Consider the following 15,154-nt stretch of genomic DNA (forward strand, 5'->3'; position numbering starts at 1 on the left):
CAAGATGAAAAATAAAAAACAATTTACGATCAAACACTTTTCAACCGGTTTGCTGATGCTACTGAGCTCAGCTTTGATGTCATTTAGCGCATTTTCTCAGGTGCGCAGCGTGCAAGATGAGCAAGGCACTTTTGAGCTAGAAGCGATACCTCAACGTATTGTGGTTTTAGAATTTTCGTTTGTCGATGCATTAGCGGCAGTCGATGTCTCGCCGGTAGGCGTTGCCGATGACAACGATGCCACACGAGTTATCCCTGCTGTTCGTGCCAAGATTGAGCCTTGGCAATCGGTCGGCATGCGCTCACAACCGAGTTTAGAGGCGATTGCGGTGCTCAAGCCTGATTTGATCATTGCCGATGCCGAACGTCATCGTGCGATTTATCAAGATTTGCAGCGAATTGCGCCAACTTTGCTGCTAAAAAGCCGTGGTGAGACATATCAAGAAAATCTCGAATCCGCACACAAAATCGGCGTGGCAATTGGCAAGCAAGCGCAAATGACGCAACGAATCGAGCAGCACAAACAGACCATGGCGGAGTTCAAACAGTATTTTTCGACACAAGAAACCATACAGTTTGGTGTGGTTTCCGATAAAGGGATGTGGCTGCATAGCCCGGTTTCTTACGCTGGTGGCGTTTTGAGTACACTAGGCATCCAAAGCCCTCTGGCTCCGTCTGAGCACAATGCGTATATCCCAACCAGCTTCGAACTTTTACTAAAAACCAACCCTGATTGGTTACTAGTTGGACTTTACTCTCAACCAAATATCGTGGATGAATGGCGCAAAAATCCATTATTTAAGTTGCTAACTGCGGCGAAAAAGCAGCAACTGGTCGAAGTCTCTCCGGAACTGTGGTCATTAAATCGTGGCATGTTGGCGGCGGAAGAAATTGCCCGCAACCTTGAAGCGTTATTGGGGCGCTCATGAGTGCGTCGATAAGCTCAGAAAGCCCGACTTCGGTTAGCAAACTGCATTGGAAAGCGAGCTTGTTTGTCTGTGCTATGGCGTTGTGTACGCTCTCAGGCTATGCAGCCTCAATGATTGGCTGGTCCAACTTTTCTTTGAGCGTTAATGATCTGACAAGCTATTGGTTTGCGTTTGATGAGGGCAATATGCTTCATCAAATTCTTGCGACGTTGCGCGCTCCTCGCACCTATGCTGGGTTATTGATTGGCGCTTCGCTTGCGGTATCCGGTGTGCTGATGCAAGGGTTAACTCGTAACCCTTTGGCGTCGCCATCCATTCTCGGCATTAATGCCGGTGCGGCTTGTTTTATGGCCTTGGCGTCTATCGGCGTACCATTCTTTAGTCAATTGAACCCAATCATCAACGCAGTACTCGGCGCGCTACTAAGTGGTGGTGCGGTCATGTTGTTGGGCGGTTTTTTCTCCGCACGTTCTCACCCATTGCGTTTAGTGCTAGCGGGCATTGCCATCAGTGCACTGCTGATAGGGTTAACTCGTGCGTCGGTAATTTTGGCGGATGACATGGCTTACAGCGTGTTGCATTGGTTAACGGGTTCACTCTCTGCGGTAGATTCTGAGCAGTGGCAGCAACTGTGGCCTTTTGCGACTTTAGGTTTGGTGCTCGCCATGGGCTTAGCGCGAAACTTAAATTTACTCGCGTTGGGGGACGAAGTTGCTGTCGGGTTGGGTGGTAACATTCGTCTTACGCGATTAATCAGTGGTTTAGCGGTTGTGCTGTTGGCAGGAACTAGCGTGGCGATTGCTGGACCAATTGGCTTTGTCGGGTTGTTAGTGCCGCACTTGGTACGCCCGATTGTTGGTCACAACTATCACATTCTCATTCCGGTTTCCGCTTTGTGTGGCGCGGCATTGGTGACGTGGTCAGATGCTTTGTCACGCGCGATTGCCTTTCCGGCCGAAACGCCAGTGGGCGTGATTACCGCGCTGTTGGGCACACCTTGCTTTATCGCGATTGCAATGAGGAAATCATCATGATGAATCAAACCAAACTGTTTGCATTACTTGGATTGTTGCTGATTGCGTCTTCTCTCACGTTGTTTGTTGGCGCGGCGAATCTATCGGCTCAACAGGTTTTTGCATTGCTGTTTTCTTTCTCTGATTCGGACTTTGTGATTCACCAATATCGACTGCCGAGAATGTTGCTCGCCATTGGCGTGGGCGCTGGGTTGGGGCTGTCAGGCGTTTTAGTTCAAGGCGTCATCCGTAATCCACTTGCCTCACCAGATTTAATGGGGATAAGCGCCGGAGCAGGACTGGCGGCTACCGCTTGTTTGGTGCTGTATCCGAATGCGCCAGTGGCAATGTTGCCGATGGTCGCCATGGCGGGTGGCTTGCTTGCTGCTGGCTTTATTGCTGTGCTGGCTTACTGGTCGAAACCAACACCAGCACGTTTGGCGCTGATTGGTGTTGCTGTCAGCGCATTTTTAGCCAGCGGTATCGATTTTCTTCTGATTGTGCACCCTATCGAAATCAACACGGCGATGGTATGGCTAACCGGCAGTTTGTGGGGACGAAACTGGCAACAAGTGCCGTTTATTTGGAGTGCTCTATTGCTGCTACTGCCATTGGCGTTTTGGTTGGCATGGAGGTTAGATGTGATGGGACTGGGAGAAGAAAGCGCCACTACACTTGGCACGAAACCAAGACAGATCCAAATTATTGCGTTGATTGCTGCCGTGCTATTGGCGAGCATCAGTGTGTCTGTGGCAGGCACGATCAGCTTTGTTGGCCTGCTTGCGCCGCATCTTGCGCGTTTGCTGTTTGGCCACAACCACAAGTTGTTGATTCCAGCCGCTGCAACCCTTGGCGCTTTGTTGGTGATTTGCGCCGATGGTTTAGCGAGAGGCTTACAGCCGCCAATTGAGCTACCAGCGGGAGTGCTAACATCTGTTATTGGCGCACCATATTTCATTTTTCTTTTGTATCGTTATCGAGGTTGGTAAGCATGTTACGAACGCAGAATTTATCCGTCGCGTACGGCAAACAGACCATTATTCCGGATCTCTCTTTGTCGATTCCTCAAGGTAAAATTACCGCGCTTGTTGGCCCAAATGGTTGCGGTAAGTCGACACTATTAAAAACCTTGGTACGCATCAATAAACCAGCTTCTGGCGAAGTGTTGTATGACGATAAACCGCTAAGCAACTACGGCGATAAACGCTTGGCGCGTTCGTTGTCTTTGCTGCCGCAGATTCTTGTCAGTCCTGAAGGTATTACCGTCAGAAAACTGGTCGAATATGGCCGCTCGCCTTATCTCTCTCATTGGGGCCGGTTAAGTCAGCAAGACAAAGCCTTAGTCGAGCAAGCAATGCAAGATACTGGCGTGATTGAGTTTGCTGACAAGCCAGTTGAATCGCTGTCTGGCGGTCAAAGGCAAAGGGCGTGGATTGCGATGGTAATGGCGCAAGATACCGACGTAGTGATGCTTGATGAGCCAACCACTTACTTGGATCTCTCTCACCAAGTTGAGCTGATGAAACTCATGAGGCAGATGAACGACAAAGGCAAAACAGTGGTCGTAGTGTTGCACGATCTAAACCAAGCGTGCCGTTACTGCGATCATTTGGTGGTGTTGGAAAAAGGTCAGTTAGTCACGCAGGGTACGCCGCAAGAGGTACTGACAGAAGGCATGTTGGCATCGGTGTTTGATTTACAAGCGAGAGTATTTAACGACCCAATCTCAGGCACGCCGATGTGTGTGGCGGTGTAGGTCTTACGTCTTTCGAAAGCTATCTGCAATTAAAACGCTGAGCCATAAAAACAAACCCCGTTAGCAACTCTGTTACTAGCGGGGTTTGTTGTTTTTAAGAGCGTTCCTAACGTGGCGTTTAAGCCAGTTTAAACGTTGCCACTTTCGAGTTGAGATCCTCGGCTTGTGATTTCAGCTCAGCAGATTGATTCATCGATTCTTCGGCACCAACCACCAAGTGATCGGTCACATCTTTAATTGATGTGACGTTTTGCGTGATTTCATTGGTTACGTGCGTTTGCTCTTCGGCTGCGGTTGCAATTTGCGTTGCCATATCGCTGATCAACGCAACGGCCGCGTTGATTTCATCCAGAGCCAGTGCTGCGCGATCGGCATCTTCCACCGAACCTTGCGCGAGCTGAGAGCTTGTATCCATGATGGTCACAGCGCGTTGTGTGGTCTGTTGCAAAGTCTCGATCGTCGAGCGAATCTCTTCGGTTGAGGTGTGTGTGCGTTGTGATAGCACGCGAACCTCGTCTGCAACAACGGCAAAACCGCGGCCTTGTTCACCTGCACGCGCCGCTTCAATCGCCGCATTCAGAGCCAGTAAGTTGGTTTGCTCCGCGATGTCTCGAATCGTTGATAGCACGGTTGAGATGTCTTGCGCGTGCTGGTTGAGCTCACCGATGACAACGCTCGCTTGGTTGACTTCAGAAGACAAATTATTGATGGACGATTTGGAATTGATCACCAACTCATGACCGTTTTGTGTGCTTGCTGAAGAGTCTTGAGCGGCTTTGGCCGTTTGCTCTGCATGTGCTGCAATCTCTTGCGTTGCCGATGCCATTTCAGTCACAGCGGTCGCCACCATAGTGATTTCTTGTTGCTGATGGTTCAGATCGGAAACCGATTGATTCGCGCGAGTCGTGCTCAGCTCCGATTGTTGGCTCAGTTCTTCCGCTTGGTGACGAATGTGACCAATAAGTTGCTGCAAACTTTCAACGAACTGGTTGAAATTTTCAGCCAGTTCACCAACTTCGTCACGGTTTTCTACTTTGATGCGTTGAGTCAGATCGCCGCTACCGTTGGCGATTTGCGCAAGCGCATTCGAAACGTTGTAGAGTGGACGGAACAATATGTTACATAGCAGGTTAAACAAAGCCACACAGATAACGACGACGATAGTGGTTGCGATGATTTGATCCCAAACAGCATCGTAAAGTGGGGCAACCAACGAGTTTTGATCTAACACTGTGACCGTTGTGAGTTTGGTGCCCTCAATATGGCGTGCGTAAACCACATATTCGGTGTTGTTAATCGAGACGCGACGCTCTGTGCCGGAACGTGCGGCAGAGGTAATATCGCTGTTGTTTAGGCCCAGCTTGCTAACAGGTTGATTCAGCAGCTTACCGTCGTTATGGGTGAAAATATTGCCCTGTTCATTGGCAATAAACATATAGCCTTCACCCGGCAGGATCACTTGGTTGAGGCTGTTTAAAATATCTCCAATTTCGACATCTGCACCCAGAACGACGGTTTGACCATGTAGTTGCAGGGCTTTACCGAGCGACACGACGTTGGCCCCCGTGGCCGCTGCGACGGTTGGGTTATCCATAAAGACTTTCGATGGATTGGCAATGGCGTTGGTGTACCAACCCCATTTGCGTGGGTCGTTATTACCTGGTGGCAAAACCACCCCATTGGCGTTGTCTTGTGAGCCGTCTGGGTAAGCGAGAAAGACGTTATCAAACGCGCCAGAGTCTCGGACTTGTTTCAAGTGCGTAACCAGAGAACGCTTCTCTGAACCGGAAGAGAGTGACGTCAGTGCTCGCTCTTTTGAGAGTAACCAGTCCTTTACGTATTGATTGTAAGATGCGCTGGTGCTTTCTAGTCGTTGCGCAACTTCGACATCCAGTCTGTTTAATGAATCTCGAAAAGACAGCCCTTCTACCAGCACTCCCCCGAGAATGATGGCAGCACTGGCAGAGATCGCCAGTTTGTTTTTTAATGATAGATTTTTGAACATAAAGCGAATAATAGATCTTTGAATAATAGTTGTTGTGTTTTTATTCTCATCAGGACTCACCGAGCCGTTGAATATGCAGCAGAAAGTCAGATTCGAATCTGTTCAATAATTATATTTTATTGCTCAAAATAAATACTGACTCCATGTCGCGATTTTGAGTTTTACATCAAATAAGAAAAAGGCTTTTAAGCTGTGTTATTTATCTATTTGTAAAGTAAGGATTTGTCTATTTTTGTAAATGATAATCGATTTCATTAAAAGGTGATTTACGTCACGTTTGAGTGGTAAATAATCCATTAAAAATGTGAAGGTCATGGAACGAGGATTATATTGATCGGCTTAATCATTGTTATGGGCAATAGTTATGCGCAGTATATTGTTAGTCCCCGCGTTATTACTGTCAGGGTGTGCTCTGACACAACAATCGACGCCGATTCAGCCTGACGCCAATTGGCATGTCGACCAGTTATCGAACGGTATGAAATACCATCTTTACCCAACAAAAGACCAAGAAGTATCGGTCCGTTTGGTTCTGAATGTCGGCTCATTCCAAGAAGAAACCAATCAAAAAGGTTACGCTCACTTTGTTGAGCACATGGCGTTTAATGGCAGCACGCATTTTACCGGCAACGACGTTGTTAAACTTTTCGAGCAATCTGGTGGTAGCTTTGGTGCCGATATCAACGCCTTTACCACTTATCAGCAAACTTCTTATCAACTTGATCTTGCCAATAATACAAAGCTGGAAGATGCCCTGAAGTGGATGAGAGATGTCGGAAACGGACTTCAGTTTGCTCCTGAACAAGTAGAGAAAGAAAAAGGGGTGATCCTTGGTGAATGGCGACGTGCTAACCCGGATGATAAGTCCTTTTCTATGCATTCTTATCAAGCGTCGATTGAAGGCACTATGTATGGTGAACACGACCCAATTGGTACTCGCGAAGCGATTCAAAATGCCTCATCAAGCAAGCTAAAAGCGTTTTACGACAAGTGGTACCAACCACAAAATGCCGAGTTGGTTGTGACCGGTAATATCGACGTGGATTCACTGTCCAATATTATCAAAAACAAATTCTCGAACTGGGAAAGCACCTCGGATACCGTAATAGAGAAGCGCCGCGATATTCGAGTGAACAACCAAAACCGAATCTTGCCAAGTAACACGATGGAATCACCAAGCCTTCATTTAGTGATTGAGCGTGGTCTAAGTGGCAGCACTACGATTGAACAACAGCATCAAGTGTGGCGTGATGAAGTCGCAACACAGCTAATTCAACAACGTCTGATTCGTGTACTTAATGATGCCGCTGAACCTTTTCAGTATGCTTATGCCCAGCCTTACTACTCCAACTACCAGCGCATGATGTCGGCAGGTATTTCGTTTGCGCCTGAGCGTCGTGAACAAATGCATCAAACTTTCATCAGCACGTTGGCGTCACTGAGAGATTATGGTGCGACTCAATCTGAGTTAGAGAGCATCATGTCAAATTGGCAAGGTGAGCTCGCAAATATTGATTCAGACTGGGACCAGCGTAAGCCAAACAGTTATGCAGAAGCGCGCGTTTTCCAAATTGACCAAGGCAGTGTGAGTCAATCAAAAGAGAGTTACGCCCAGAGTTTGTCTGAATTCATCAACAACGAGAATCTAGAGAGCATTAACACGCAATTGAATGCCTTGTTGTCTGAGCAACCAATCTTTGTGGTTGGGTTGGGGAAAAGTGAAACGTCAGCTCAGTTCAATGATGTATTTACCGAACTATACAGTGCCTACCTCCAAACTGGCGAAAAACCGTTAGAGATGTATGACAAAGTGGATGGATTCTTACAGCCTACTCAAGAAGGTACCATCACCAGCATGCGTCAGGAAGCGGGAGGCTTTCAAGTTTATACGCTATCAAACGGTGTCGAAGTGTGGTTCCAAAAAGATGCCAAAGCGGGTGGCCGAGCTTATATTTACTATGCTAGCCAAGGCGGTAAAGCCGCCGTTGATCCAGCGTTATATGCTGCGTATGAAATCGCTGCAACGACGGCGATACGCAGTGGGTTAGGGGCATTTTCTGGTTCAGAGTTAGACAGTTACTTACGCAAAAATAACATTGCGCTTAGCGCGATTCTCGATGCGACCAGTCACGGTTCACAAATTACCGCGCCAACAACGCATTTAACTTACGCGTTGAATGGGTTGTACAACCTAGCGACGGAGATCAAAGTTGACGAGCGCCAGATGGCGGCAGCAAAGCAAGAGTTTAAACAGCAGAGTGGCGCTTTTTTTGAATCGCCGATGGGAAAACTGATTCAGAAAGCAAACGGTAATTCTTATTTGCCGGGTAGTCGTCATCGTATAGTGTCCAGTGACGATGTAGAGCAAGTGACTTCCGAGCAAATATTGGCTGTGCATGAGCAACTTTTCAAAACCAATGATGGTTTTAAGATGGTTATTGTGGCAAATGTCGAGCCGGAAGAAATTACGCCACTCTTGCGTAAGTATGTGGCCTCCATCGAGATGCAACCGAGTCGTTCGATTGATTACCATGTTGCGTTCAACACCGACGTGCCGGCGCGAACAGTCGTTGCGGATGGTCATGAACCTTCATCGTTGTACGTAATGCGTTTGACTAACACGAACGATTACCAACGTACGGCAAGGGATACGGTTATCGAAGATATTTTGCAACGTATCAGTAATGCGCGTGTCTTGGATATTGTGCGAGAAGAGTCTAGTCTCGATTACAGCCCAAATATTTACACCGTGACGCAAGATCGCGAACCAATCTCTGATTGGCTCTTGGAATCTCAAGTTGAGCCCGAAGACGTGGCAGTTTTAGATAGCAAGTTAGGCAAAATGTTTGATGACCTAGCTTCGAACATCACGCAAAAAGAAGTGGATACGGCAGCGAAGCAATTGGCGGTAGCGATGCAAGGATTAGATGATAACCCTGCTCAGCGCGCATGGTCGTATACACGCTACTTGGTGCATGATTACGGCGTCGATGTGTTACTTGACGTTGAGAAAGCGGCTAAGAGTGTGACATTAGAAGAAGTGAAAGCGCATGCGAAAGCGGCTTTTGGTCCACAAGCAAAGCGCTCGGTGATGATTTTAAATCCGGCCGAATAATCACTGTAGCTTCTGACGAAGCTCGTGTCTCTAGTAATAAAAAAGACGGCGTGAAAGCCGTCTTTTTATGCACTTTAACCAAAGAGTTTATGCTGATTTACGCGCAGGTCGCTTTTCATTGTTGGTATTGTTTTCTTTCGTGCTGGCGTTTTCTTGAGCCTTTCCTTTCAGTGTCACCACTTCTTTTTCAGGTAATTCGGCAGCCTCACCAAAGAATTTACCACCCGGTTCGATGCTGAGGTTATTACTCCAGATCCTCCCACTTACACGTCCCTTGGCAAGTACTTGAATGTGTTCTGCGTGACAGTTACCATCCATCATACCATTGATGATCAGTTGCTTAGCGTAGATCTCACCGTTTACTCGGCCGCTTTCTGCAACGACGAGAGTGCCTTCTACATTAATTTGACCATCGACGATGCCATCAATCTGGACATCGTTTTCTACTTTGAGTTCTCCGCTAACAGCACAGCCTTTGGCGATGAGAGTTGAAGCTGCTGAGCTACTCGTTGTTCCACGGTTTTGATTAAAGATTCCCATCGTATTCTTCGCTCCTTAGTAAAAATGTCTTCGAAATCATTGAGGCTCCAATCGACAAATGGCTTCGGATTCAGTGCTCGCCCAACAAAACGCACCTCGTAGTGAAGGTGAGGGCCAGAAGAGAGCCCACTGTTGCCGGAAATTGCAATCAGTTGCCCTTTTTTGACGAACTGACCACTTTTTACTTTGAACTTTTTCAAGTGCGAATAAGAACTCGAAAAACCGAAAGAATGTTGCAGCCTGAGGAAGTTACCAGAGCCTTTATTGCTGCGGCGGGTGACTTCCACAACCCCATCTGCTGGGGCATAAACCTTAGTACCGGTATTCACGGCAAAATCGAGCCCGCGATGCATCTTAGCGACTTTTGTCACCGGATGAATGCGCTTACCGAAGCGAGAAGAGAGCCGCGCTTTACCGACCGGAGACCCGCTTGGTATTTGGTTTAACAACACCATGCGAACGTTCGACGTAATCGCCGCCGCATCAAGTCGGGCATCCAAATTATCCGTGGTAGTATGTTCTCCAACTCCAAGGACTTTCTCTAACTCTCCCAAACGCTCCGAAACAAGTTGTACTCGCTCTTCTCGCTCTGAGAGATCACTTTCCAGCTCGGATTTTAATGCTTTCAGTGTGCTGAGCTCTTCACCCATAGTGCGCGAATGTTCTGTCAATTCAGCTTGTTTTAACGCGGCATTATCGACGCGAGTGTACAAGTGATGAATTAAGATCGCGGTTGCGGCCAGAGCAATGACAAAAAAGCATAAAAACGTTTTTAGATTGCGTTGCATCCTTTTACTGAAGTACCAATGTCTGGAGCCATTGATGGTTGATATAGAGATCGTCAACTGGTCTTTCATCGTCTTCTACTGCTCGTATCTGGTATACGTCTCGTCACTGAGTTAATGGGAATGTAAGGAAAACGAACGGGGACCGCTAGAGGCAAATTGGAAAGAAGTGTCAGGCCGTGAGGCGTTTTCAGATATTAGATAAAAGACTCAATAAAGATTTAATATCCTAGTGCTTTTGGTCGTAGTTACTCCAAATCGCTTTATTGAACTGAAGATTTTGATTTATAAGGTGGTTATCCGAGAAATTAGATTGTGAATATTGCCAATAGCATCCTCACGCAATTCAACTTACTTCACGGTTTACCTTATAAATGTTGGATAATTTATCAAACCGACATTCATTATATTGATAACTTGTTTATGATAGCGGTCGATATAAAAGTGCTATTCAAAGGCTTTAAACCTAAGCGTGATCTTTCGCTTAGGAACACATAACTATGACAACGGAGTTGGTCGTGAAAAAACTACTATTGGCTACAGCAGTGGTCGCAGCTGCAGGGGGCGCTGGCTACCTGTACCAAAACAATACTACCCCGAGTGATTCAGTATCACTACTTTCGCAAGTTCCTGCGGATTCGCTCATGGTGACGTATCAGACGGAACCTTTTAATCATTATAAATACATGAATGCATTTGGCACGGCTAACCAAGGCTCGATTGCTGAACTTTTTGCCGATGAATCACTTTCTCCACAGCAACAGTTTGCCGTTAACTTGTTTGATGGATATCTGGAGAGCGCTGCATCGCCAGAAACGTTAAAAGCCTATTTAGGTACCGGAGAAAACATTAATCCTGTGTTGTACACAATCGGTATGGTACCAGTGTACAAATTGAAGATTGAAGACCCTGCCGCGTTATGGAAAACATTGGATCACGAAGAGCAGATGAGCGGTGCTAAGCACGAGTTGGTTAAACTTGGTGAAGTGGAGTTTCGTCGTTACGAGATGACAGATTCGGTTGACCCGCAAGATGGCATTGGCTTGGTTGTTGCCGTGGTTGACAACGTACTTACGTTAACGGTGGATATTCCGCAGCTGGGTGTTCAAAACCCGCTTAAAATGGCATTGGGACTTGAGTCACCAAGTCAAAACATTGCGGAGAGTGGACGCCTAGCGGCGTTGCAGGCTAAATACGGCGAAAACAATAACTCTTTCGGTTACTTTGATCACCGTGAATTGGTTAAAGGTTTGACGACGAAAGATGGCAATATCTTTGCGCGTCAAGTCAGCATGCTGGATGCCATTGATCCTGAGCCGACTATTCAGGAGATGCGCTCACCAGCTTGTCATACTGAACTTACTCAAGTTGCAGAAAACTGGCCTCAATCCGTCGCATTTGCGGAATACAAGCTGAAAGGCGAGCAGGCATTCATTAAAGGTGCTTTTGTTGTTGAATCGAAAAATAAAGTGATTCTAGATGCGCTTAAGTCGATTCGTGGCGTTTTGGCAGAATCGAACAATGATAAGAGCTTCTTTAGCATGGCGCTTGGTTTAGACATTAATACGCTAGCGCCATCGATTGGTCAGATTTGGAGCGACTTGACTCAGCCTCAGTACCAATGTTCTTTATTGACTCAAATGCAGCAAGAGATGGGTGGCCAAAACCCAGCCGCAGCTGTGAGCATGGGCTCCGGCATGGTTAACGGCCTGAAAGGATTAAGCCTGCAAATGTTTGATATCCACGTTGACACTAATGCTCAGCACGGTGAAGTATTTAGCCAGCTAGATGGTATGTTGTCTCTATCTGCCAATGATCCAATGATGCTGATTCAAACCGCGCAAATGTTTGTCCCTGAGCTTGCTCAATTACAAATTCAGCCGGATAACCAGCCTGTTAATGTCAGTGACCTGCTCGAAATGCACACAGGCTTGAAGATGGATGTGTTTGCTCGCTTAAACGAAAACCATTTTACGCTCTACAGTGGTGAGAATGCCGAAGACGCGAGCAAAGAAGTGATGGCACAACCACTTTCTCCAAATGGCTTGTTCAGTTTTGACTTCGATTCAGAACGCATTTTGGAAGTGTTGGAAAGTGCGTCAGCCGTGACTGGTGAACCGCTACCTGATGATGTTATGAAAAGCTTACAAGGCGAGCTTGTTGGTGGTATGACGATGGATGTAACAGATCAAGGTATTGGTTTTGAGTTTGATTACCGTGGTGCGACCAAACCCGTGACGGTTGCACAGCAGTAAAACATCGAGTAGAAAAAGGCGGCGCAGTGCCGCCTTTATTTCATCGTAGAACTCAGGTTTGTTTACCATCGAGTCGGACGTTCATCAAGACTATGACTGCAACCAAACAGGGTTACTCCAGGCCGTGCTGCCGTCTTTATCTTCGACTTCTAAACTTATCCATCCCTCTGCGTCGCTAGGTATAGGTAGCGACAGCTCTATGCGTTGAGTATCAACTTTCGGGTTAATCGTCAGGGTATTCAGCACGTTGCCGCCTTTACCGATCAATCGAATTTCTTTTAGACCATCGGCTGCAACGACGTGGATGTCCCACGTATCGCCAGCTGTTGCTGTTTCACCAAACATAATGTTTTGCGGATAAAGAATAGGGCCTTGTGTTGCGTAGCCATGGCCGGCTTTAAGTGCTTGCGCAAACTTCGACGGCGTTAGCTCGCCATCGACTCTTGCCATCATTCGAATCTGCCCCGTGAGTTGGTTCCACGCATCGTGGGTGTCGGTTCCCGCTGTAAAGTACATTGCTTCACCCAGGTCCCAGAGTTTATGCGCTTTCTTCAACGTTGGTTCATTGTCTACGCGCGCATTAAGCTCCATAAGGTCGAAGCGATCCGTTTTACCACCAGGGACTGCATTTTTAGCGATATTCGTAAAGTAGCCATAATCGTTGTATGGATGGTTCATCGGTACGACTTCAGCCCCCATCTCATGTACGGCGTTGAGTAACGTGTGAACGTCAGCAGTGCCAGGATCGACCTTTAGCTCGGCGCCATTATCGATAGGAAATGGGTTCATATGTCCCCATGATGGCGAAACTTCGATCGACGGGATGAAAGGCACGCCACGTTTCGCAGATAGTTCTGCAAACTTCTGGTGGTTAATGGTTGAGTCATGATCGCTAATGAAAGTCAGGTCAAGATCCGTTGCCAACTGAGCGCGCACAACAATTTCTGGCGGAGTAACGCCTTCCAACACGTTGCCATGATGGTGTAAATCTGCGCCATACCAATGCTGACGGTTAGGAAACGTCACTTGAGGCACTTCTACTCGTTGCTTCGTCGTTTTACCGGATGTTAGGGTTACGTCTAATGTTTGGGTTTTAGCTGTAAAGCCTCCACCAGAGTTGATACCTAATTTGTATTGACCGGGTGCCAGTTTTAGCTCCGCATGACCTGCAGGCAGCAGATCGGTAAAGAAGGTGCGTTTACCCAAAAATTCAACCGGTGGCGCTTGACCTTCAAGAATGGTGATTCTCGCATCTTTGGCCAGACCTGATGTTGCCTCTTCAACTTGAAGTGAGAGAGTTGCTGGGCGTTTTAGAGACGTAAAATCGAGTGTTTGCTCGCTATTTCTCGCCACTTTAATCGATTGCAGCTTGCTGTTTGCGTGACCAGTCGCTGTGCCGTAGATTTGGTACTCACCCTCAGGCAGCGCCATGCTGTACTGGCCATCTTTGGCCAATGTCCAGGCATAGGGTTGTCCTTCTTTTTCGATCATCACGATGGCATCTTCAGGAATACGACCATTATCCGCGCGTAATTGGCCGTTGATGGTGCCTGTCGCTTGTCCTAGTCGGTCAGCTTCTGCCTTAACAATGGGAGCCATGTCTCCATTCGGAACCACTTGTAGTCGGGATTGGAAAGTGCGGCTTTCACCTGCTTTCAAGGTATACCCCAGGTACATGTCACGACCATTGTATTTGACGCGATCAAAATAAGGAGCATGAAGTGCAAAGGCCCAGTCTCGATCATAAGCGACCATGCGATCGGCGAGGGCATTGTCGGCCATGGATTCTTCTTTCCCTTCCAGCCCGGGCACGGCAAATTGGTAGCCAGTGTCTGGCCAAATGGTGTGCCCTGATTCTAATGCAAGATCTTTTTTACCTTGGTTGGTCATGACCGTTTTAAGCGCAATTGAGTCAGATCCAGAAGCGAGCGTATACCACGTTGTGATATCAACGTCATCGAAGTTGCGGCTCACTTTGATGACCGCTTTATTGTCGCTGTCTTCGATAATTTCAATGGATTTGCGATCATTCGGCCACGCGGACCAGCTGTTAGGAATGAAGTCAGCAAAGGCAACCCGGTCAAGGTCTACTTTGCCATTCTTTACTGCTGCCAAATCGACCAATGTTCCTCGCGGTACGCCCCATGGTGGTGCGGATTCAACAGCGAGAGCGAAGGCGACATGTTCGTTTTGAACGGTAATGTCTTGAGCGTGTGTAGCTTCGCCATCGGGGATCGTGGTCTTTCCTTGTGTGATACTCACTCCCGCATGCGCTGAAGTTCCAAGCAAAAGGCCAGAGATTAAAGTTGCCACTGCACTTTTTGAAAAATTATGCATGAAGACACTTCCTTTTTTTCATGATTTATTATGTGAGTTGTCGATGGCATTGTGCGTTAACTTGATTAGACGTTCAATTAAAAAAGCGAAAGAGATGAAGAGGTCAACTCGTTGCTATTATTGTTTTACAATTGACTGTTAAACATTAAATTCTGATTTTGAAGGTTTTTTATTGTTTGGTTTGTTTTTGCATAGAGTGATAAAAATATTTAGAACACTAATTATTTTGAGAGGGATATGAACGATTTTTGGCAGCATTGAGCAAACAAAATGATAACAATTACACTGTGTATGTGAGAAAAAGGGTCAAGATAGCTCTGAGAACGCATATAATATTTTGAGTTTGATTTGACTATTTATGCATTATGTTTGGTTTTTTTATATTATGTCTGGCTAAAAGACCTTTAATAAAGATTGGAG

Annotated in this window: 10 protein-coding genes; 6 read left to right on the forward strand and 4 right to left on the reverse strand. The window is 46.9% G+C overall.

Features of this window, described 5'->3' with window-relative positions; all coding sequences use genetic code 11:
* The first annotated feature begins 4 nt into the window (after positions 1–4).
* From ACHFJ9_RS05495 to fecE, 4 genes are all read left to right on the forward strand, one after another.
* Positions 5–928 (forward strand): Fe(3+) dicitrate ABC transporter substrate-binding protein FecB, encoded by a 924-nt coding sequence (locus tag ACHFJ9_RS05495; RefSeq protein ID WP_258622334.1) that lies wholly within the window; start codon positions 5–7, stop codon positions 926–928.
* A 74-nt stretch (positions 929–1,002) separates the two neighbouring features.
* Entirely contained in the window at positions 1,003–1,962 is a 960-nt protein-coding gene (locus tag ACHFJ9_RS05500) for a FecCD family ABC transporter permease (protein ID WP_373417389.1), read from the forward strand.
* The gene (locus ACHFJ9_RS05505) at positions 1,959–2,930 is read left to right on the forward strand and encodes a FecCD family ABC transporter permease (protein WP_258622338.1); all 972 of its coding nucleotides are present in this window, start codon (positions 1,959–1,961) and stop codon (positions 2,928–2,930) included. The genes ACHFJ9_RS05500 and ACHFJ9_RS05505 overlap by 4 nt, the downstream gene beginning before the upstream one ends.
* A 2-nt stretch (positions 2,931–2,932) precedes the next feature.
* Positions 2,933–3,697, forward strand: coding sequence for a Fe(3+) dicitrate ABC transporter ATP-binding protein FecE (gene fecE / locus ACHFJ9_RS05510; protein WP_005477430.1), 765 nt, complete (start codon positions 2,933–2,935; stop codon positions 3,695–3,697).
* Positions 3,698–3,815: 118 nt separating this feature from the next.
* On the opposite strand, the gene ACHFJ9_RS05515 is transcribed toward fecE, so the two are convergent.
* On the reverse strand, positions 3,816–5,702 hold the full coding sequence (locus ACHFJ9_RS05515) for a methyl-accepting chemotaxis protein (RefSeq protein ID WP_395354135.1): 1,887 nt from the start codon (positions 5,700–5,702) through the stop codon (positions 3,816–3,818).
* Positions 5,703–6,066: 364 nt separating this feature from the next.
* Between ACHFJ9_RS05515 and ACHFJ9_RS05520 the strand changes: the two genes are divergently transcribed.
* On the forward strand, positions 6,067–8,817 hold the full coding sequence (locus ACHFJ9_RS05520) for a M16 family metallopeptidase (RefSeq protein WP_395354137.1): 2,751 nt from the start codon (positions 6,067–6,069) through the stop codon (positions 8,815–8,817).
* An 87-nt stretch (positions 8,818–8,904) separates the two neighbouring features.
* On the opposite strand, the gene ACHFJ9_RS05525 is transcribed toward ACHFJ9_RS05520, so the two are convergent.
* Both ACHFJ9_RS05525 and ACHFJ9_RS05530 read right to left on the reverse strand, forming a co-directional pair.
* The gene (locus ACHFJ9_RS05525; protein ID WP_080619267.1) at positions 8,905–9,357 is read right to left on the reverse strand and encodes a polymer-forming cytoskeletal protein; all 453 of its coding nucleotides are present in this window, start codon (positions 9,355–9,357) and stop codon (positions 8,905–8,907) included.
* Positions 9,261–10,214, reverse strand: coding sequence for a M23 family metallopeptidase (locus ACHFJ9_RS05530; protein ID WP_005395595.1), 954 nt, complete (start codon positions 10,212–10,214; stop codon positions 9,261–9,263). Before ACHFJ9_RS05530 ends, ACHFJ9_RS05525 begins: the two co-directional genes overlap by 97 nt.
* Before the next feature lie 428 nt (positions 10,215–10,642).
* On the opposite strand from ACHFJ9_RS05530, the gene ACHFJ9_RS05535 reads away from it, so the two are divergent.
* A complete protein-coding gene (locus ACHFJ9_RS05535) occupies positions 10,643–12,397 on the forward strand; it encodes a hypothetical protein (RefSeq protein ID WP_171058397.1) in 1,755 nt (584 codons plus the stop codon).
* A 90-nt stretch (positions 12,398–12,487) separates the two neighbouring features.
* Here ACHFJ9_RS05535 and ACHFJ9_RS05540 read toward each other — a convergent pair whose 3' ends face one another.
* On the reverse strand, positions 12,488–14,734 hold the full coding sequence (locus tag ACHFJ9_RS05540) for a CehA/McbA family metallohydrolase (protein ID WP_395354140.1): 2,247 nt from the start codon (positions 14,732–14,734) through the stop codon (positions 12,488–12,490).
* Positions 14,735–15,154: the final 420 nt, after the last annotated feature.

Origin of the sequence: Vibrio sp. D3, assembly GCF_043995865.1 — a bacterium.
GTDB classification, from domain to species: domain Bacteria; phylum Pseudomonadota; class Gammaproteobacteria; order Enterobacterales; family Vibrionaceae; genus Vibrio; species Vibrio diabolicus.

Bases quoted from the DNA above. Each gene is read 5' to 3' on its own strand.
- ACHFJ9_RS05495 (WP_258622334.1), top strand. From the start codon at position 5: ATGAAAAATAAAAAACAATTTACGATCAAACACTTTTCAACCGGTTTG.
- ACHFJ9_RS05500 (WP_373417389.1), top strand. From the start codon at position 1,003: ATGGCGTTGTGTACGCTCTCAGGCTATGCAGCCTCAATGATTGGCTGG.
- ACHFJ9_RS05505 (WP_258622338.1), top strand. From the start codon at position 1,959: ATGATGAATCAAACCAAACTGTTTGCATTACTTGGATTGTTGCTGATT.
- fecE (WP_005477430.1), top strand. From the start codon at position 2,933: ATGTTACGAACGCAGAATTTATCCGTCGCGTACGGCAAACAGACCATT.
- ACHFJ9_RS05515 (WP_395354135.1), bottom strand. From the start codon at position 5,702: ATGTTCAAAAATCTATCATTAAAAAACAAACTGGCGATCTCTGCCAGT.
- ACHFJ9_RS05520 (WP_395354137.1), top strand. From the start codon at position 6,067: ATGCGCAGTATATTGTTAGTCCCCGCGTTATTACTGTCAGGGTGTGCT.
- ACHFJ9_RS05525 (WP_080619267.1), bottom strand. From the start codon at position 9,357: ATGGGAATCTTTAATCAAAACCGTGGAACAACGAGTAGCTCAGCAGCT.
- ACHFJ9_RS05530 (WP_005395595.1), bottom strand. From the start codon at position 10,214: ATGAAAGACCAGTTGACGATCTCTATATCAACCATCAATGGCTCCAGA.
- ACHFJ9_RS05535 (WP_171058397.1), top strand. From the start codon at position 10,643: ATGACAACGGAGTTGGTCGTGAAAAAACTACTATTGGCTACAGCAGTG.
- ACHFJ9_RS05540 (WP_395354140.1), bottom strand. From the start codon at position 14,734: ATGCATAATTTTTCAAAAAGTGCAGTGGCAACTTTAATCTCTGGCCTT.